Here is a 20,062-nt window from a genome sequence, read left to right on the forward strand (position 1 = left end):
GGCATTTCGAAATGTTCAACGCGGGGCGAGAACCATCATCATCTGACGGCCTTCAAGCTTCGGCTCGGACTCGACCTTGGCGATTTCGACAGTGTCTTCCTTGACGCGCTGCAAAAGCTTCATGCCAAGTTCCTGGTGCGCCATTTCGCGTCCACGGAAACGCAAGGTAACCTTGACCTTGTCGCCTTCCTCAAAGAAACGCAGAGCAGCCTTCATCTTCACCTCATAATCATGGGTGTCGATGTTCGGTCGCATCTTGATTTCCTTGATTTCAACCGTTTTCTGCTTCTTGCGCGCTTCGGCGGCCTTTTTCTGATTCTGATACTTCAGCTTGCCGAGGTCGACGATCTTACAAACCGGAGGCTCCGCGTTCGGCACGATCTCGACGAGATCGAGACCTGCTTCTTCAGCCATGGCGATCGCTTCCTGGATGGAAACATCACCGTGGTTCTGGCCTTCGGCATCGATAAGCTGAACCCGGGGAACCCGGATATCACGGTTGGAGCGCGGTCCGTCTTTCTGAACCGGCGTCGCTCTGAAGGGTCGGCGAATGGTCGTTATCTCCTGAATTGTTACGTCTCATGCGGTCGGATACTCGCTGCCAGACGGCATGTCCCCGATCAAACCGCAGTTGATCGCGGAAATGTCGTCAAGCAGGCGGCGAAGTCAATAGCATCTTTGACAGGAAAAATCACCCCCGCGTGATAAACGTTCTTTTTGTCCTCATTTCGCGGCGGACAAGCGGCATATCGGTCACATTTACCGCCATTTCAAGGGCCTCGACCCATATGGCGGGTTTTCTCTCTTTTGCGAACATGCCAAAACAATCCAGAGCGCCGTGTGTCCCTTCGGACGCACAAAGGACGCTCTAATCTATTTAATCTACGCATCGTGCTTTCCAAAAATCGGAATCGATTTTCGGGCCGATGCTGTAGGAAATTGAGGAGATTTGACATGAGCGTTGCGGGGCCGGAATTCATCGACGTGGACGGAGCGAAAATCGCCCTGCGCTACAGAGCCGGAAGCAAATCTCCGGGTGTGGTCTGGCTCGGCGGCTATCGTTCCGACATGCTGGGCACCAAGGCGGTCGTTCTCGACGAATGGGCAGCAGAGACCGGACACAGCGCTTTGCGTCACGATTATTCCGGCCATGGCGAATCCGGTGGCGATTTCAATCAGGGCACCATCTCGCGCTGGCTGAGCGAAAGTCTGGCCGTCTACCGGCAATTTGCCCAAGGTCCGCAGATTCTGGTCGGCTCCTCCATGGGAGGCTGGATCGCGCTGCGCATGGCGCAGGAACTTAAGGCGGAAGGCAACCCGCCTGCCGGGATCGTGCTGATAGCGCCGGCACCCGATTTTACGGCCATGCTTGTGGAACCAACACTTTCCGAAGCGCAGAAAAATGATCTTCGGGAAAAGGGCTATTTCGAGGAACCCTCCGAATATTCGCCCAACCCCTATATCTATACCCGCGCGCTGATCGAAGACGGGCGGAAGAATCTGGTGCTCAAGGGCATCATCGAGACCGGCTGCCCGGTTCATATCCTGCAGGGCATGCAGGACCCCGATGTCCCCTACAAGCATGCGCTGACGCTTGTGGAACACCTGCCCGTCGATGACGTGACCCTTACATTGGTGCGCGACGGCGATCATCGCCTGTCGCGACCGCAGGATCTCGATCTTCTCATCCGTACGGTTTCCGGTCTGGCAGAGCGCATCACAGCAACAGCATAACGGGGCATAATTATGCGGTTTTCGGTTTTCGCTTCCTCAGCGGTTGCGGCCATTGTCGGCTTCGGCGGTACGCTGGCACTCATCATTGCGGCAGCGCAGGTGCTAGGCGCCACTCAGGCCGAAACGGCAAGCTGGGTCACGGCGATCTGTCTAGCGATTGCCGCCTCTTCCGCCTGGCTCAGCATCCGCTACAAGATGCCGATCATCGCGGCCTGGTCCACACCAGGGCTGGCGCTGATCGGCGCCAGTGCCGGTTTCACCATGCCGGAAGCGGTGGGCGCATTCATCGTAACAGCACTCGCACTGGTCGCCACCGGGCTGATCCGTCAATTGTCGGTACTCGTTTCCCGTATTCCAGCCTCCGTCGCGTCTGGCATGCTGGCAGGTGTGCTGCTGAGTTTCGTCATTGCCGCTGCCAAGACAGTGCCCGGCGACCCGGTTTTCGTCCTGCCGCTGGTGGCGCTATTCTTCATCATCCGCCTGTTCAACCCGTCGCTCGCCGTCATTGCCGTTCTGGTGATCGGAATGATCTTCGCGCTGCTCACAGGGCGCTCACCTGCCCTGCCCGCGCCTGAAATCTCCACGCTCACCCTCATCTGGCCAGAGTTTCACATGGGCGCGATGATCGGCATCGCGATCCCGCTCTATCTGGTAACCATGGCCTCGCAGAACCTGCCGGGCTTTGCCGTGCTGCGTGCTTCAGGCTATGAGCCGCCAACCAGCGCCTGCTTGCGCGTGACCGGCCTCTTTTCACTGCTGACGGCTCCTTTTGGCGCTTCCACCACCAATCTGGCCGCTATCTCGGCAGCACTCTGCACCAATCCCGACGCACATCCAGACCACACCAAACGCTGGCTTACCGGCCCGGTCTACGCCGTGATCTATGTGGTGTTCGCCCTCTTCGGGGCATCATTGGTCGCGATCTTTGCCGTCTTGCCGGTAACGCTCATCGCCCTTGTTGCCGGGCTTGCCCTGACCGGTCCGTTCATCAACGCCATGTCATTGGCGCTGAAGGACGAGCATGAGCGCCTTGCAGCGACCATAACCTTTGCCGTGACGGCCTCCGGCATGGCATTTTTCGGGGTCGGCTCCGCCTTCTGGGCGCTGATCGCCGGGCTCGCCGTCACTTTTCTCGAACATTTTCGTAAAAAAATCTCGAATTAATTGCATTGGTTAAGTGAAGAGGGCTGCGAATCCTCCGGTTGTATTCTTGAAAAGCCGCAATCTTTTCACCACGTCGAAGTCAAGCCGCCAGAAGAAAATGTCCGCATGAGGCGGGCTGGCAGGCCTTGGTTTCGCGCATGTTGCCGGACGATGTCGAACGGTTGAATGGCATGCGCTTTTCAACGGAGCAGACCATGACCAATACTGCATTGATCCGCCCGGCATGGACGCCAGCCACGATTGCGCTGATGGTGCTCGGCTTTTTCCTGTTCTGGCCGCTTGGCCTTGCCATGCTCGCCTATATCCTCTGGGGTGATCGCCTCGAAGGGTTCAAGCGCGGCGTGAACGAGAAGACCGATTCCATGTTCGGCTCGTTCCGCAACTGCCGTAAGGGCGAAAACTTCAACTTCGGTGGCACCACTGGCAATGAGGCTTTTGACGACTGGCGCCGCGCCGAGCTGGAGCGGCTGGCCGAAGAACGCCGCAAGCTCGAAGAAGCGCGCGCCGAATTCGAGGCCTATGCCGCAGAACTTCGCCGTGCCCGTGACAAGGAAGAATTCGACCGCTTCATGGCTGAGCGCCGTGCGGCCTCGAAGAAGACGCCTGCCCCGCGCACCAAAGGCGGCAAGGACGACATCACCGATCTTTGATAGGGTATAACACCCTGAAATCTTTTGAAACGGCGCAGTTTGGCTGCGCCGTTTCAGTCAAAATAGCAATTTTTTCTGGCTTTTTACGCGAATCACTTATTCTTAAGCGATGGGCTTATCCTTCCTTCGGCAAATCAGTGGCAAAGGAGCGTCTGCTGGGACGGCAACCGTTCGCAGCGAACGCATCCATGCGGTCGCAGGACGGGAACTTCCCTTGCGTGTTTTCGAAAATCCGCGTGCCAAACGACTGACCCTGCGTATCGAAGCAGGTGGCAAGGGACTGCGCATTACGGTTCCGCCCGGACTTCCCGAGCGTGAAGTGCTGAGTTTCCTCAACCGTCACGAAGGCTGGATCGAAAGCCGCATCGCAAAGCTGCCTGACCAGCCGGGCGTGCGCGCCGGCATCAAGATTCCCCTGCGCGGTGTGCCACACAAGATCGTGCATCAATCAGGCCGCGGCACCACCCAGCTTCTTGAAGGCAATATTCTGCTCGTTCATGGCGACCCGGCACATCTGCCGCGCCGCGTCGCCGATCATATCAAACGCGAAGTGAAGCGCGAGATCGAGGCACTCGTGGTCCGACATACCGCCACGGTCGGTCGCAAGGCCAAATCCGTGCGCTTCAAGGACACGAAGAGCCGCTGGGGTTCCTGCACCTCGGACGGCGTCCTCTCCTTCTCCTGGCGCATAGGTATGGCCCCTGCCCCGGTGATCAACTATCTTGTTGCCCATGAGGTGGCCCATCTCATCGAGATGAACCATGGGCCGAAATTCTGGAAACTCTGCCATGAGCTTTGTCCCGACACGGAACGCTGCAAGGCTTGGCTGAAGCGCAATGGCAGCGCATTACAGGCTATCGACTTCACATGACCGCATCCATACTGACCGCCGCCAACGTGCTGTGGGATTATCACTGCATCTATGATCCGCTGGAAACCGCCGATGTCATTATCGGGCTTGGCAGCTACGATCCGCGCGTTGCCGAAAGGGCAGCCGATCTCTTTCTCGCAGGCATGGCGACGTGGCTGGTGTTCACCGGCAAAAGCGGCCACTGGACGGACAAACTCTATAAGGCAAGCGAAGCAGAAGCTTTTGCCGAAATCGCAATCAGGCGCGGCGTGCCCGAAGAAGCGATCACGGTCGAACCCGAGGCTACCAATATCGGCGAAAACATAAGGTTCAGTCGTGAACGGCTTGCGCCCGGCGCAATCAGCGCCATCCTTGTGACCAAGCCGCAGACGCAGCGTCGCGTTCTGGCGACCGTAGCCCGCCAATGGCCGGAAGCACGCGCAAGCATCACCGCGCCGCTCGTTTCCTTCCAAGGCCAGCCAACGGCAGACCATCCGGTCGAAATGCTTATCAATGAGATGACCGGCGATCTCCAGCGCATTCTTGAATATCCTGCCAAGGGTTATCAGATCGCGCAGGCTGTTCCCCTTGAGGTCATGGAGGCGTATGATTTCCTGATCGCACAGGGTTTTGATGGCCATCCCGTCTCCGAATAGTTCCGGAACAGACGGAATAGCTTGAGTAGCCCCCGGATTTATGCGACGGACAACCATGGTTCTCGATATCAAGATATGCGGGCTTAAAACCCCCGACGCCGTTGCCGCCGCCCTCGACGGCGGTGCGACGCATATCGGTTTCATCTTCTTTCCCAAAAGCCCGCGCCATATAACCCCGCAGATGGCAGCAGGCTTGCGCGATGCGGTCAACGGGCGGGCGCTTGTCGTTGCCGTTACAGTCGATGCGGACGATGAAACGCTGGATGATATCGTGAAAACGGTGAAACCCGATATTCTGCAGCTTCATGGCCACGAGACGCCGGATCGCGTGGCCTTCATCAAAGCGCGTTATGGCTTGCCGGTCATGAAGGCTTTTTCGGTGCGCGACGCCAGCGATCTTGCCGCGATTGCGGCCTATAAGGGCATAGCAGACCGTTTCCTGTTCGATGCCAAGCCGCCGAAGGGATCGGACCTTCCGGGCGGCAACGGCGTATCATTCGACTGGGAACTTCTGGCGGCGCTTGACGCGGATATCGATTACATGCTTTCCGGTGGATTGAATGCGGACAATATCGCAGAGGCGCTCCACAAAACCCAAGCGCCCGGCATCGATATATCGTCCGGCGTCGAACGCGCGCCCGGCGAAAAGGATGTGCGTCTCATCGAGAATTTTTTCCGGGCTGTCGCCGATGCGCGCCGATGCCCTGTAGACAGCCTGAACTGACGGAGCGGAAGCGTTGAACAAGCCGGTTGCACCCAATTCCTATAAGACAGGCCCCGATGAAGAGGGCATGTTCGGTATTTTCGGCGGACGCTTCGTTGCCGAGACGCTGATGCCGCTGATCCTCGAATTGCAGGAAGCCTATGAAACGGCGAAGAACGATCCTGAATTCAAGGCGGAGCTGAACGCGCTTTCCACCTACTATGCAGGTCGTCCTTCCAAGCTCTATTACGCGGAAGGCCTGACGAAACATCTGGGCGGCGCAAAAATCTACTTCAAGCGTGAAGACCTCAACCACACCGGCAGCCACAAGATCAACAACTGCCTCGGCCAGATTCTCCTCGCCAAGCGCATGGGCAAGACCCGCATCATTGCCGAAACCGGCGCCGGACAGCATGGCGTGGCTTCGGCTACTGTTGCCGCGCGTTTCGGCCTGCCCTGCATGGTCTATATGGGCGCAACCGACGTCGAACGCCAGAAGCCGAACGTGTTCCGCATGAAGCTGCTTGGTGCCGAAGTGATTCCGGTTTCGGCAGGCAACGGCACACTCAAGGATGCGATGAACGAAGCCCTGCGTGACTGGGTGACGAATGTCGAAGACACCTATTACCTGATCGGCACGGCTGCCGGTCCGCATCCCTATCCGGAACTGGTGCGCGATTTCCAGTCGGTTATCGGCAATGAAGCACGCCAGCAGATTCTCGAACAGGAAGGCCGTCTGCCGGATGTCATCATCGCGGCTGTCGGCGGCGGCTCCAACGCCATCGGCCTGTTCCACCCCTTCCTCGATGACGCATCAGTCAAGATCGTCGGTGTCGAGGCAGGCGGTCACGGTCTGGACGGTGACGAGCATTGTGCATCGATGAGCGCGGGTCGTCCCGGCGTACTGCATGGTAACCGCACCTATCTCCTCCAGGATGACGACGGCCAGATTCTTGAAGGACATTCCGTTTCCGCCGGTCTCGACTATCCGGGCGTGGGCCCGGAACATTCATGGCTGAAAGATAGCGGGCGCGTCGACTACGTACCGATCCTCGACGCTGAGGCGCTGGATGCATTCCAGCTTTGCACCCGCACCGAAGGCATTATCCCCGCGCTCGAATCCGCCCATGCCATTGCGCAGGCCGTCAAGATGGCCCCAGCCATGGGCAAGGACCAAGTTATGATCGTCAATCTGTCCGGTCGTGGCGACAAGGATGTCCATACGGTCGGCAAGCTTCTCGGCATGGACATCTGACATGGGTAACGACGTCGCCGAAATCTCCGTCTACAAGCCGCGCGCCGCATGGTTCGACGGCCTGACGACGTGCGGTCCGGCGACGATCAAGCTCAACATCATAGAAGCCGATCCGGCCAATCCTGTCGCGGAGGCCGCTGTCGGCCTCGCCCGCAGGCAGATCGAAGCCGCCGCTGAAAAGCTCGTCGCCTTGCCGCATATGGGCGTAGGTTTTGCCATTCTGCATCAGGGTGAGGAGGGCCTGTGGCTGCTTCTGCACTGGTGGCTGGAAGGCGGTATCGCCACGGAAGTCCTCTGGCAGTCGGAACTCGGCGACGAGGTGGAATTCATGACCGCACAACCGCTGCTGATGGCCTGCGTGTGGGAACTCGGAATCATAGACTTTGAACGGCGTGCATGGATGGAAACGGCGATGGCGGGCAAGCCCGTTGCCGACTATCTGACGCGCACTTTGCCACGGGGCACGGTATGACTACTCGCATCGACACCAAATTCGCTGAACTGAAGGCCGAGGGCCGTCCGGCGCTCGTTACCTATTTCATGGGTGGCGATCCCGATCTGGAAACCTCGCTCAAGGTCATGAAGGCATTGCCAAAGGCCGGTGCCGACGTGATCGAGCTTGGCATGCCCTTCTCCGATCCGATGGCAGATGGACCCGCCATTCAGGCCGCAGGTCTGCGCGCCCTCAACGCCGGGCAGACGCTTGCCAAGACGCTGCACATGGCAGCAGAATTCCGCAAGGAAGACGACACCACCCCCATCGTCATGATGGGCTACTACAACCCGATCTATATCTATGGTGTGGAACGCTTTCTGGCCGATGCCAAAGCGTCTGGCGTCGACGGGCTGATCGTCGTCGATCTTCCCTCCGAAATGGATGCGGAACTTTGCATTCCGGCCATGAAGGCGGGCATCAATTTCATTCGCCTCACCACGCCGACCACGGATGACAAGCGCCTGCCGAAAGTGCTGCATAATTCGTCGGGCTTCGTCTATTACGTCTCGATGAACGGCATCACCGGCTCGGCAATCGCCGATACCGCGAAAGTTGGTGAAGCCGTGCGCCACATCAAGAAAAGCACCGATTTGCCGATCTGTGTCGGTTTCGGCGTCAAGACGCCGGAACAGGCCACAGCCATCGCCGCCCATGCCGATGGCGTCGTCGTCGGCACGGCCATCGTCAACGCGATTGCCGGTGAACTCGATGAAAAGGGCAAGGTGAAAGGCGATCCGGTCGCCGCCGCAAGCCGGCTTGTCCACGCTCTTGCTGAAAGCGTGCGCGCCACACGCCTTGAAGCCGCCCAATAAATCGTCCATTTAAGCGGCTGAGAAGTCGTTGCCGAAGAACAAGAAACGGAACCAAACGTCATGAACTGGATCACCAACTACGTTCGTCCGAAGATCAATTCGATGCTCGGCCGTCGTGAAATGCCGGAAAACCTCTGGATCAAGGATCCGTCGACCGGTGAAATGGTGTTTCACAAGGACCTTGAGAGCAACCAGTTTGTGATCCCCTCCTCAGGTCATCACATGCGCATCAAGGCGAAGGACCGTCTGCGCTTCTTCTTCGACAATGGCGAATATACGACGCTTGAAGCGCCAAAAGTGCCTGTCGATCCGCTGAAATTCCGCGACGAGAAGAAATATATCGACCGTCTCAAGGATTATCGCACCCGCACCGGCATGGATGACGCCATCGTCAACGGCCTCGGCACAATCGAAGGCTTGCCGATTGTCGCCACCGTTCAGGATTTCGGGTTCATGGGCGGTTCGCTCGGCATGGGTGCCGGCGAAGCCATCATTCAGGGTTTTGAAAAGGCCATCGAGCTGAAACGCCCGCTGGTCCTGTTTGCCGCCTCGGGCGGTGCGCGCATGCAGGAAGGCATCCTGTCGCTCATGCAGCTCCCGCGCACCACGGTTGCAGTTGAAATGCTGAAAGAGGCAGGTCTGCCCTATATCGTCGTGCTGACCAATCCGACTACGGGCGGGGTAACGGCTTCCTACGCCATGCTGGGCGATATCCACATCGCCGAACCAGGCGCCCTGATCGGCTTTGCCGGCCCGCGCGTCATCGAGCAGACGATCCGTGAAAAGCTGCCGGAAGGCTTCCAGAGCGCCGACTATCTCATGGAACATGGCATGGTCGACATGGTCGTCTCGCGTCTGGAATTGAAGGGCACGATTGCGCGCCTTCTCAAGATCATGACCAGGCAGCCCGGCAATAGCGACGCGCCGGAACACGAAAAGACGGAAGCAACCGACAAGGCAGCCTGATCGTGACGGGAAAAGCCGCCGCCGCAATCGAGCGGCTTATGCAGTTGCATCCAAAGGGCTTCGATCTTTCATTGGACCGCATTCGCGGTCTTCTGGGAAAGCTTGGTAATCCGCATCTGAAACTGCCACCGGTCATTCACATTGCCGGAACCAACGGCAAGGGGTCAGCGACAGCTTTCTGCCGCGCACTTCTGGAAGCGGGCGGCTTCGATGTTCACGTCCATACCTCGCCGCACCTCGTCAACTGGCACGAGCGCTATCGTCTGGCAGCGCCCGGTGGCGGAAAACTGGTCAGTGACGATGTTCTGGCCGACGCGATAGAGCGCGTTGCAGCAGCCAATGACGGCCAGCACATCACCGTTTTTGAAATCCTGACGGCTGTGGCCTTCGTGCTCTTTTCCGAACATCCGGCGGATGTCGTCGTCATGGAAGTCGGTCTCGGCGGGCGTTTCGACGCCACCAATGTCATTACCGATCCTGCCGTGTCGCTCATCATGCCGGTTTCCATCGACCATCAGGCCTATCTTGGCGATCATGTGGAGCTTATTGCGGCCGAAAAGGCCGGTATCATCAAGAAGGATTGTCCGGTCGTCATCGGTTTCCAGCCCTTCGATGCGGCACGGGAAGTTCTTGTCTCGACTGCCGACAGGCTGGGCTGTCCCGTTTCGGTTTACGGGCAGGATTTCCTCGCTTTCGAGGAACATGGCCGCATGGTGTTCCAGAACGAGGATGGTCTGATCGACCTGCCATTGCCGCGCCTTCCCGGACGCCATCAGATTTCCAATGCCGCAGCAGCAATCGAGGCTGTGCAGATGGCTGGTTTCAGCCTGACCGACAAAGCCGTCGAAAAGGCGTTAATGGTGGTGGACTGGCCAGCACGCATGCAGCGGTTGACCCATGGTTCGCTCGTGGATTTGGCCCCGGCAGCGTCCGAAATCTGGCTCGATGGCGGGCATAATCCGGGTGCGGGAACAGTCATTGCCGAGTCGCTTGGCGATCTTGAAGAGCGCAATGAGCGCCCGCTGTTCCTCATCACCGGTATGATCAATACCAAGGACCCGGTCGGCTATTTCGAAGCCTTTGCCGGTATGGCGCGGCACGTTTTCACCGTGCCTATTCCGTCCAGCGATGCGGGCATTCCCAATGATGAGCTGGCCGTCGCGGCCCAAAAAGCCAATCTGTCGGCGGAGCCCGTGCATTCGGTTGCCAACGCATTGAAACTTCTGCGTGATACATGGCCCCCGGATGAAGCGCCGCCGCGTATCCTGATTAGCGGATCGCTTTACCTTGCAGGTGAAGTCTTGAGGGACAACAGCACGCCACCCACTTAACGGCAAATTCTAAACAAAAAAACCCGGCTCGAAGGCCGGGTTTTGCGTTTTATGATGCTGTCTTATGCAGCCGACGCCTTGATCCAGTCGGCGAGACGGCTCTTCGGAGCAGCGCCGACCATATTGGCGGCGAGTTCACCATCCTTGAACATCAGAAGCGTCGGGATCGAACGCACGCCGAACTGAGCAGCCAGTTCCGGGTTCTCATCAATGTTCACCTTGGCGATCTTGACCTGACCAGCCATTTCCGTTGCGATTTCGTCCAGAGCCGGGGCGATCATCTTGCAGGGACCGCACCATTCCGCCCAGAAATCCACCACAACAGGCTCGCTCGACTGAAGAACGTCCGACTGAAAATTGCTGTTATCGACCTTAACGGTTGCCATAGGGCTATCCTCTATATGGTTAAGAACGGCAGGCATCTTCACAGACTCACACGCAATCCGCTCTATCTTCGCTATATCATGTGGCGCGTCTGCCGCCATCCGTCAAGTTCTAGTTACTCACCTTTCCTTGAGAGTCTTTCAGCGTCTGCATGGCTTCATTGAGAACAGTGTCGGACAATGGCATCAGAAACGGCCCTTCGGTAAAGAGCAACGCTGTTTCCACCGTCCGTCCCGGATAGAGCGGCTCCAGCAGCGCCTTATAAAGTGCAAGCTGCGCCCGATAGGCGAAAGGAACCGCCTCGATGGTTTTCGGTGGCGGTCGATTGGTTTTGTAGTCCACGATCAACACCCGGTCCTCACCGACACTGATGCGGTCGATCTGGCCAGACACCGCATGATCGCGCCCGCCAAGCTCGATTGTGCCCATGATGGCCACTTCCCCGCGCGAACCTTCCGCAAAGACCGGTGCATAGGTGGGGTCGTCCAGAATGGTCCGCACACTTTGCCAAGCTATCTGGCGCTCCGTTTCCGGCCAGTCGGCAGCGATGCGATCAAGGTAGCCGCGTGCCAGCGTTTCACACCCATCCCGTGGAATGTCCGGCAGATATTGCAGCAGCATATGGATCGCCGTGCCGCGCCGCAGCGCAAAGGCGGGAGTCCCGTTGCCTGGCCCCAGAACCGGCGAAAACGTATCGAGCGGCGGTTCCTCATCCGCTTCGATCAGCGCGGACGCGCCGGACGGGGCCAGCGGCCGCGGCAATCCGGTTTCAGGCTTTATCGGCCGCAGATAATCGCGCGGTAGTGACGGCAGTGCGTGATCCTCGGTTCTATCCTGCTCGGCAATCTCGACCATTCCGCGCGGTGTCTTGCGATAGCGCCTTGCAGCAACTTTCAGAACCGGATGCACGAATGTCTCGGCCTTGGTGGCCAGCGCATCCTCAACAAGGCGATGCCATGTTTCGCCGCTTTCGCGCGTACCGCGATAGCCGCAGATGATAAGCCGGTCTTCGGCCCGCGTCATGCCGACATAGAGCAGGCGGCGATATTCTTCCTCCGCCCGCATTTTCAGCTCCTCGATCTGTGCTGCCGTGAAGCCGGTCTGGTATCCGGCATTCGGTTGCCAGAGATAGCCTTTCACCGGCGGATTATCGTTCGAAAAATCAAAAGGAATGAGCTTTGGCGCGCGGCTGCCAGTCCAGACCGCGCTTCCCGGATCGACAAGAAACACCACCGCCCCTTCCAGCCCCTTGGCGGCATGGACGGTCATGATGCGCACTTCATTGCGCCCCTGATCCAGTTCGCGCTTGATTTCCGGCGATGCCGCTTCCAGCGTTTCAAGAAAAGCCTGCAGGCCGGGCAGACCGGCGCGCTCGGCGGAAAGCGCATAATTCTGGAATTCGTCAATGATATCGCCCGCCTCCGGCCCCAACCGCGCCAGGAGTTTTCGCCGCGCGCCGTCCGCGCTCAATATGCGTGCATAGAATTCGAACACCGGCATGGTGTCGGCCATATTGCGCCAGCGGCTCAAGGTCTTGTGCACTTCGGCCAGCGCGGCATCGCCACGCGAGACCTGATAAAGCCGCTCGAACAAAGTGAGGCTTGAACCTCGCGGATGGGCAAGCTCGAACAGCTGGTCGTCATCCCAGCCGAACAGCGGGCTTTTCAGGACAGATGCCAGCGAAAGATCGTCCGAGGGCTGAAGCACGAAACGACCGAGCGCCATCAGATCCTGAATGGCAATATGGCTGGTGAGCCGCAGGCGGTCCGCACCGGCCACCGGCACGGACAGGTTTTTCAGCGCCCGCGACAGGGCAGGCATGAACTGGTCGCGCTTTCGCACCAGAACCATGATGTCGCGCGGCATGATCCGCCTGTTCTGGCCCGGAATGGGTTCGCCGCTATCCAGCCAGTGGCGAATGGTGGCCGCGATCTGATCCGCCAGCCGCACGGCAGGTGCTGCCAGATGATCGACCGGCTCGCGCCAATCGTCAGGCTCTTCCACCACTTCCGGCGTCAGCATATCCCATATTTCCACCTCGCCCGGCGCATCTGAACGAATGGCTTCATGGACCGTTGCGCCCGCAAGGCCGCGATTGGCCTCGGGTCGCGCAAAAACCTCGTCCACCGCCTGCAGGACATCGGGCGCGGATCGGAACGAAAAATTGAGGCTGACACGCTCGAATTTCAGCTCCGCATCTTTCGCGCGAAGACTGACGGACCGCCCCTGCGCCGCAAAATCCTCCGGCACCGCGCCCTGAAACGAATAGATCGACTGTTTCTCGTCACCGACGGCAAAGAGCGTGCGGCTGATATTGCGCTGGCCGAGACCGGAGAAAAACTCTTCCGACAGCATGCGGATCACCTGCCACTGGTCGGGGCTGGTATCCTGCGCCTCATCGACCAGAATATGATCGATGCCGCGATCGAGCTTGTACTGCACCCACTGCCCTGCCCCGTTTCGGGCAAGCAGCGCCACGGTCCGGGTGATGAGGTCCTCGAAATCGAGCAGGCCGCGCTGACGCTTCAGGTCGTGATAGCGTTGCAGCAGATTGTCGATCAGCGTCAGCGCGGCCAGATTGAGCCGCACAAGGCGCAATTCCTTCAGCCGGTCGAGACCCTGTTCCACACGCGCCGCCGCCGCGTCGAAATCCTCTTCGAAATCCGGCAGAAGCTTCTTGACCGCCGCCGAGCCGACATAAGAACCGGATTTCGGTTCGCCCGTGCTTTTCAGGAAGGCTGCACGCAACACGGCCTCGCGGTCACGCTGGCTTGTCACCTTTTCGAAACGCCGAAGCTGCAGCGCAAAATCCTGCGCGCGAGACGCCCCCTTCTGGATCGACATGATGAGGTCGAGTGCGTCGTCGGAAAACTCCGGTATCGGCCAGAGATCGGCGATGATATCATCTTCGCTGGTTTGCGGGTCGAAGCGGAAAGCCCGGTGCAGGGCTTCGCTGCGATGCGCCGCCACACCCAGTTCGGTGATATAGGTCTGCAGGCCGTTGCGCCTGCTTACCGCCTCATCCAGAAGCGATTGAAGCCCCATCTCGCCCGATGCTTGCAGAACGTCCGCAAAGGCCGCTGCGAGCTCAATATCGCCGCCTCCATGCGCGGTTTCGAGCAGTTGGCGCCGTGCTTCGCCCACGAGGGCGACCTGCATCAAATCATCCATCATCTCGAAATGACCGGCAATGTTTGCCTCAAGCGGGAACTGGTGCAGGATCGCTTCGCAGAAAGCATGGATGGTCTGGATTTTAAGTCCGCCCGGTGTTTCGAGCGCACGCGCGAACAGCCGTCGCGCGGCGGCAAGACGGGCATCGCCCGGTCTGCGCCCTTCCAATGATTTCAGGCGTTCGGCCAGTTCCTCATCCGGCAGGACAGCCCATTCTGAAAGCCGCATGAACACGCGGTTCTGCATCACCGCAGCCGCCGCCTTGGTATAGGTGAGGCAGAGAATCTTCGATGGGTCCGTGCCTTCGAGCAGCAGGCGAATAACACGTTCGGTCAGAACATGCGTCTTGCCGGAACCCGCATTGGCGGAAACCCAGACGGAAGCTGCCGGATTTGCTGCATTGCTTTGCGCCCGCAGCGTTTCTTCTGGAATAACAGGTGCTTTCTTCATTCGCCGCCCTCGCCGCCTGCATCGCCTCCGGCAGACCATTCCAGCACCCGCGCCAGATGATCGTAATCGCCCGTCAGATCGGTTTCACGGAACGGCAATGCGCGCGACAGATACCCTTTTTCCGGCTTCTGATATTCGGCCAGCAATTGCGCCAGCCGCTGCCAGGATTCCTCGCCAAGCGCCGGGGCGGTTTTCTCCGATGGCGGTCGTCCGATCTTGAGGATGGATTCCGGCTTGACCTCGCCGCCCGCCTTGAGACGGACATAGGTGAGGTCCGAAGCGCGGACCGAGCCCAGTTCGCGGAATGCGCCGCGCACCAGAAGCGCGGCTTCCAGCGCCAGCTGCGGCGACAGCAGCACATGCGCCTGTTTGGGCGATGGCGTCGATCCGGTCTTGTAATCGATGATTTCCGCTGTCCCGTCGCGCATCAGATCGATGCGGTCAGCGCGGCCGGAAAGCGTGACGCCAAGCCCTTCGACCTCGCGTTTATCGGATGAAATTTCCGCAAAGCGGGTCTGGACATTATAGGCGCGCTCGCGCTCCCAAGCCAGAAACTGCGGAATGAGCGCCGTGAAGCGCGGCCACCACACAGCCTCTATTTCGGTCGGCAGGTCCATGTCGGCAAAAAGAATGCGGCCAAGCTCCATCAGGCGTTCGGCGGCATCGGGCGCTAGCGGATCGATTGCCTCTTGCGTAAAATGACCCAGAATATCGTGGAACAAGGTGCCGCGCTCGGCAGCAGCCGGGTCACGGATCAGGGGCTCCAGCGGACGCAGTTTCAGGATCTTCTTGGCGAAGATCGCATAAGGATCGCGGCGCAGCGTTTCGATTTCCGTCACCGAAAAATGCTTCGGACGGGCAGTTACAGGCGGGGCCGGTTCCGGGCGTTTGACGAAAGGCACGTCTTCGTCCCGGTCGATTTCGCGTGACCACTGAATAAAACGCGCCCCACGCTTGCGCATTTCGGTCGTCACATCTGCGCCCAGCACAGTTTCAAGCCGCTGCAGCCAGCGCGAGGCAACCGTCGGCGCATTGTCGGAACGCTGCGAGCGCGTCAGCACAACATGATCCTGACCCAGCGCCATCTGGAAATCGTGGGCAGCAAGGCCGGTGCGGCGCTCGGGCGGATCGAGCGCGATCATAGACTTCATCGGACGCGACATGAATGGATCGTTACGGGTACGGGCAGGCCAGCTCCCCTCGTTGAGACCGCCGACCACCACCGTATCCATGGTTTGCAGGCGTGCTTCCAGCGCACCCCAGATGAAGAGGCGCGGATGGCCGCCGGGGTGCGGCTTGACCGTCTCGCCCGCCATCAGCGCATCGAGCACAGCCGGCCATTCCGACGCTTCAAAGTCGAGCCCGGCTTCGCTTGAAACCAGACCACGCAAAAAGGCAGCGAGCTGTTCTCCGCGTTCGCCGGAATAGAAAGGCGCGATGCTGGCCTTTTCATTACGCGCAAGATTTTCCAATGCTTCGACCGTTGCACGCGCGATTTCGCCGATCTCGGTCCGGCGTCCGGCGATGACGAAAGGCGCCAATGGCGCCACCGCCTTAGACAGGCTTTCGCAAAGATTGCGGGCGGCGGCGATCATATCCGGCGTGACTGTATCGTGCCATGCCGGTTGCCATGACTGACTGGCGCTTTCTTCCAGCCGCCGATCGAAAAATGCGGGAAGATTGAGCACCGAGGCACGGCCCGTACCGCCGCGAAAGGCAATGAGTTCCAAGGTTTCGGCGGCAAGGCGTCGCTCGATACGGGGCGCTTCCAGCCGCAGCAGCGGATGCTTGACCAGCGCCAGCAGGGCGACCGGATCGCCCGGATTGAACACGGTTTCGACCAGCAGCCGCAGCAATGTCGTGGTCTCGACATCACGCAGATGCCGCCCGCCGGAATCGTCGGCATCGATCCCGAAACGGGCAAGCTCGCCCACCACCCGTCGCGCCAGATTGCGGTCTGCCGTGACAAGCGCAGCCGTCTTGCCTTCATCATTGATTGCATCGCGTAACGCAAGAGCGACCGCAAGCGCCTCTTCCCGCTCATTGGCGGCTTCGATCAGATCGATGGTCTGCGCTGCCTGCTGCAAGGCTTCGCGTTGCATATCGGGATCGCACGCAAGCTGGCCCCATGCATCGGTCGTTTCCGCCGGGCGGAGCGCTTCGCTCACCACCCGCTCGCGCAGGCGTTTGGAAGCAGGCATATCGTCCAGATGTTCCACATCTGCGCGTAATGTCTGCATTGCATCAAGAAGCTTGCGCAAGCCGAATTGCGGATGACCGAAGGTCGAGGGATTGTCGGTTGCCGATGCCAGCATTTGCCACGCGGCATCATCCAGATCGCGGTCCAGCCCCGGCAGCACCACCGCGCCATTGGGCAAATCCGCAATAGCGGAAATAAGTTCGGCAGTCGCAGGTATGGAACCGGTAGAACCCGCAACGATCACCGGCCCCGTTGGCGGATGGGTGCGCAGGCGCTTTACTTCACTCCAGATGAGATCGTTGCGATGCGCAGCCGGATTTGAAAGCCTGCGTTCCGCCAGAATATCCGGCCACAGATTGGTGACGATGTTGAGAAAGCCGAGCGTGACCTGCCACCAATCGGCAAGGTCTTCCGGAGCAATACCCTTAAGCTCACTCCACTTCGCCCCATCGGTTTCAACCTGATCCATCAGCCCCGCCAGATCGCGGGCAAGCCAGATCGCATCGGCGGTCGTTGCCGGAACGGAAACGTCGTCAACACCGAAAAGGGCACGTACATGCGAAGGCAGCGATTCCCGCCACGGGCGGATCAATCGTGCCAGAAGCAGAAGACGCTCTGCTGTACCAATCGGTGGATTGATGTCAAAGACGCCTGACGAGCCGGCATTGAAGAAAGCGGCATCTTCGTCCACATCGCCAAGCGGCTTTATCGTCGGCAAAATAGCGCTTTTAGCTGGATTCCTATCGACCAGTATCGATCTTAGCGCACGCGCCGCACGGCGCGTTGGCACATAGATGGTTGCATTGGCCAATGCCAGCGGATCGGAAGGGTTGGCAGGAAAGCCCTCAACCAGCCGCCCTTCCAGAAGCGCCTTGGCAAAAGCGGGCAGAAACGGCGTGCCGGGAGGAATTGAAAAGAGGCGCTGTTTCCCATCTCTGGGCCTGCGTGCGCTCATGCTTACTGCCTCCTCATGCAAATGCGGTAAGCGCTGCCTCCGCCTCGCCGATGGCGTCCGGCGTTCCAACGGTCAGCCAGTGCCCGGTCATTGGCATACCATAAAGGCGGCCCGCTGCAATCGCTTCGTCGAAATAGCGATTGAGCGAGGACACACCCGGCTCCACGTGATCGAAGATGCGGGGATGGATAATCCCTGCTCCCGCATAGATCACCGGCTCGCCGGAGACGTCCCGTGCGCGGCGCAGATGCCCGTTTTCGTCGGTAACGAAATCACCCTTGCCTTCATAGCCCGTTTCCTGATCGAGGCGCGCTGTCATCAGGAGAATGTCCATCCGGTCCGCATCCCATATCTCAGCGAGCGCCGACAAATTGGGCGCCTTCTCGTCGCCTACCCAAAATGTGTCGGCATTCAATATAAAAAACGGCTCTGCTCCGAGTATCGGCAACGCCTTCACGACGCCGCCAGCAGAATCGAGCAACTCCTTGCGTTCGTCCGAAATAACGATCTCCAGATCGTTGCGACGACGAAGATGCTCTTCCAGTTGGTCGGCTAAATAATGGACATTGACGACTGCCGTGCCAATGCCCGCCTGCACAGCCGCATCCAGCCCCCAATCAATCAAGGGCTTACCCGCAACCTTGACCAGCGGCTTTGGAATGGTTTCGGTGATGGGACGCATGCGCTTGCCAAGTCCGGCGGCAAGAATCATTGCCGTTTTGGGGGCCATTTCAGGCATTTTCATTGCGCGGCCTCTTCCTGCTGCATCAGCCCCAATTCCTCAAACCATGCCGCCACAGGTGCCATGACGGGATCTTTAAGCACACGTCCGAGATAATCGCGAATGCGTGGCAGGTGCTTCAAATAAGCCGGCTTACCATCGCGCTCGTCGAGCCGGACAAAAAGACCGAGCAGCTTGGCATTACGCTGCGCGCCCATGGCTGCATAGGCCTTGCGGAACAAAGCCTCGTCGAACGCATGTCCGAGCGTGCGACGCTCATCGCAATAGGCAGCGACCACAGCCTGTTCCAGCTCTGGCGAAATCGTCACTCGCGCATCAAGCGCCAGTGAAGCCACGTCATAGGCCGCCGGTCCAATCATCGCATCCTGAAAATCGATGACACCGATCTTGTCCTTGCCTCCCGCCTCCGGGAACCAGAACAGGTTGGGCGAATGATAGTCGCGCAAGAGCAGGCTCTTCTCAACATCGGCAATGTCGGCGATCACATGACCCCATGCGGCTTCGTAAGCTTGCTTTTCTGCGTCTGTAAGTTGCCTGCCCATCATGCGCGGCGCGTACCACTGGCCGATCAGGCTGACCTCGATCATCATCGCATCGCGGTCAAAGCCAGCAATGATGTGGTCGGGATGCCCCGCCACCGGTGCATGGTCTGGCCAGGCAACGCCATGCAGATGCGCCAGAAAACGTCCGGCGGCCTCATAGCGTTCCGCAACAGGTTCACCCGAAGCTGCCCGCACGCCCTCGGTTCCGAGATTCTCAAGGATGAGAAAACCGGCATCGAGATCGGCGGCACGCATTTGCGGCACGTGAAAACCATGGCTGTCGAGAAGCGCATCGACAGCGACAAAGGCAAGGATGTTTTCCGCAAGATGCGCAATCTGCCGATAGGATTTTCCGTCACGCAGCGGCGGATCATACGGCATCTGCGGCGCATTCATCAAAATCTCGATACCGTGAGCAGCCGTTTGGACCGTCTCGTATTTGCGCGGAGATGCATCCCCCTGCAAATAGCGGCGCGTTGCATCGGCGCGGCCGTGGAGGTCCAGAAAAGCGCGGATTGCCTGGCTGCGTTCCAGCCGCTGGATCGCGGCCACAGGTCCGGACACGGCAATACGCCGTCCTCCCCCTTCGTGGTTCAGCGTGACAGCAAATGACGGTTCAGGCAGGAATCCCTCGCCCTGCTCCGGCCATTCGGCCAGAACCACGCCATCTTCCAGAAACTCCGGCAGCCCCAGCTCATCCAGTTCTTCACCGTGTGAAATACGGTAGAGATCGGCATGGGCAACAGGAATGCGCAAAGTCTCGTAGCTTTGCACTAGCGTAAAAGTCGGACTTGGAACATCCAGCCCTTCATCATCGGCAATTGCGCGTATGATCGCGCGGGCAAGCGAGGATTTTCCCGCTCCCAGATCACCGGAAAGCGTGACAAGATCGCCCTTCTGCAGGGCGAGGGCGAAATCCTCGCCGAAACGCTGCGTTGCAGCTTCGTCGGGCAAGAAATAGCTGATGCTGGATTGTGAGGCGCTCATGGGCACCCTTTACC

17 protein-coding genes are annotated in these 20,062 nt (G+C 59.2%); 11 read left to right on the forward strand and 6 right to left on the reverse strand.

From position 1 onward, the window contains the following. Positions 1-15: 15 nt before the first annotated feature. A complete protein-coding gene (infC, locus tag JNC70_RS05170; protein WP_012091035.1) occupies positions 16-552 on the reverse strand; it encodes a translation initiation factor IF-3 in 537 nt (178 codons plus the stop codon). Positions 553-954: 402 nt separating this feature from the next. Between infC and JNC70_RS05175 the strand changes: the two genes are divergently transcribed. From JNC70_RS05175 to JNC70_RS05225, 11 genes are all read left to right on the forward strand, one after another. Continuing rightward, the gene (locus JNC70_RS05175; protein ID WP_104755159.1) at positions 955-1,734 is read left to right on the forward strand and encodes an alpha/beta hydrolase; all 780 of its coding nucleotides are present in this window, start codon (positions 955-957) and stop codon (positions 1,732-1,734) included. 12 nt (positions 1,735-1,746) lie between these two features. Next, positions 1,747-2,898: a benzoate/H(+) symporter BenE family transporter gene (locus JNC70_RS05180; protein WP_104755158.1), complete on the forward strand. Its 1,152-nt coding sequence runs from the start codon at positions 1,747-1,749 to the stop codon at positions 2,896-2,898. Between the two features lie 194 nt (positions 2,899-3,092). Beyond that, on the forward strand, positions 3,093-3,548 hold the full coding sequence (locus tag JNC70_RS05185) for a DUF2852 domain-containing protein (RefSeq protein ID WP_104755157.1): 456 nt from the start codon (positions 3,093-3,095) through the stop codon (positions 3,546-3,548). Between the two features lie 109 nt (positions 3,549-3,657). Further along, positions 3,658-4,419, forward strand: a complete 762-nt coding sequence (locus JNC70_RS05190) for a M48 family metallopeptidase (protein ID WP_104755156.1) — start codon at positions 3,658-3,660, stop codon at positions 4,417-4,419. Further along, entirely contained in the window at positions 4,416-5,054 is a 639-nt protein-coding gene (locus JNC70_RS05195) for a YdcF family protein (RefSeq protein ID WP_104755155.1), read from the forward strand. Before JNC70_RS05190 ends, JNC70_RS05195 begins: the two co-directional genes overlap by 4 nt. A 55-nt stretch (positions 5,055-5,109) precedes the next feature. Next, complete coding sequence (locus JNC70_RS05200; RefSeq protein WP_104755154.1) at positions 5,110-5,778, forward strand: phosphoribosylanthranilate isomerase; 669 nt, start codon at positions 5,110-5,112, stop codon at positions 5,776-5,778. A 13-nt stretch (positions 5,779-5,791) separates the two neighbouring features. After that, a complete protein-coding gene (gene trpB / locus JNC70_RS05205; RefSeq protein ID WP_104755153.1) occupies positions 5,792-7,012 on the forward strand; it encodes a tryptophan synthase subunit beta in 1,221 nt (406 codons plus the stop codon). 1 nt (position 7,013) lies between these two features. Beyond that, positions 7,014-7,484, forward strand: coding sequence for a hypothetical protein (locus JNC70_RS05210; RefSeq protein ID WP_104755152.1), 471 nt, complete (start codon positions 7,014-7,016; stop codon positions 7,482-7,484). After that, complete coding sequence (gene trpA / locus JNC70_RS05215; protein ID WP_104755151.1) at positions 7,481-8,320, forward strand: tryptophan synthase subunit alpha; 840 nt, start codon at positions 7,481-7,483, stop codon at positions 8,318-8,320. Before JNC70_RS05210 ends, trpA begins: the two co-directional genes overlap by 4 nt. Before the next feature lie 60 nt (positions 8,321-8,380). Next, positions 8,381-9,286: an acetyl-CoA carboxylase, carboxyltransferase subunit beta gene (gene accD, locus JNC70_RS05220; protein ID WP_104755150.1), complete on the forward strand. Its 906-nt coding sequence runs from the start codon at positions 8,381-8,383 to the stop codon at positions 9,284-9,286. 38 nt (positions 9,287-9,324) lie between these two features. Further along, a complete protein-coding gene (locus tag JNC70_RS05225; RefSeq protein ID WP_167394040.1) occupies positions 9,325-10,617 on the forward strand; it encodes a bifunctional folylpolyglutamate synthase/dihydrofolate synthase in 1,293 nt (430 codons plus the stop codon). Between the two features lie 62 nt (positions 10,618-10,679). Here the strand turns inward: JNC70_RS05225 and trxA are convergent, their stop codons facing one another. The 5 genes from trxA to tsaE form a co-directional block, all read right to left on the reverse strand. Further along, positions 10,680-11,003: a thioredoxin gene (gene trxA, locus JNC70_RS05230; protein ID WP_006473274.1), complete on the reverse strand. Its 324-nt coding sequence runs from the start codon at positions 11,001-11,003 to the stop codon at positions 10,680-10,682. Positions 11,004-11,112: 109 nt separating this feature from the next. Next, complete coding sequence (gene addA / locus JNC70_RS05235; RefSeq protein WP_104755148.1) at positions 11,113-14,622, reverse strand: double-strand break repair helicase AddA; 3,510 nt, start codon at positions 14,620-14,622, stop codon at positions 11,113-11,115. After that, entirely contained in the window at positions 14,619-17,777 is a 3,159-nt protein-coding gene (gene addB / locus JNC70_RS05240; RefSeq protein WP_104755147.1) for a double-strand break repair protein AddB, read from the reverse strand. The genes addA and addB overlap by 4 nt, the downstream gene beginning before the upstream one ends. A gap of 13 nt (positions 17,778-17,790) precedes the next feature. Then, complete coding sequence (locus JNC70_RS05245; RefSeq protein ID WP_104755146.1) at positions 17,791-18,522, reverse strand: nucleotidyltransferase family protein; 732 nt, start codon at positions 18,520-18,522, stop codon at positions 17,791-17,793. Next, entirely contained in the window at positions 18,519-20,048 is a 1,530-nt protein-coding gene (tsaE, locus tag JNC70_RS05250; protein ID WP_104755145.1) for a tRNA (adenosine(37)-N6)-threonylcarbamoyltransferase complex ATPase subunit type 1 TsaE, read from the reverse strand. The genes JNC70_RS05245 and tsaE overlap by 4 nt, the downstream gene beginning before the upstream one ends. Between the last annotated feature and the right edge of the window lie 14 nt (positions 20,049-20,062).

The sequence above is a fragment of the Brucella oryzae genome (assembly GCF_041929965.1).
Classification (GTDB): domain Bacteria; phylum Pseudomonadota; class Alphaproteobacteria; order Rhizobiales; family Rhizobiaceae; genus Brucella; species Brucella oryzae.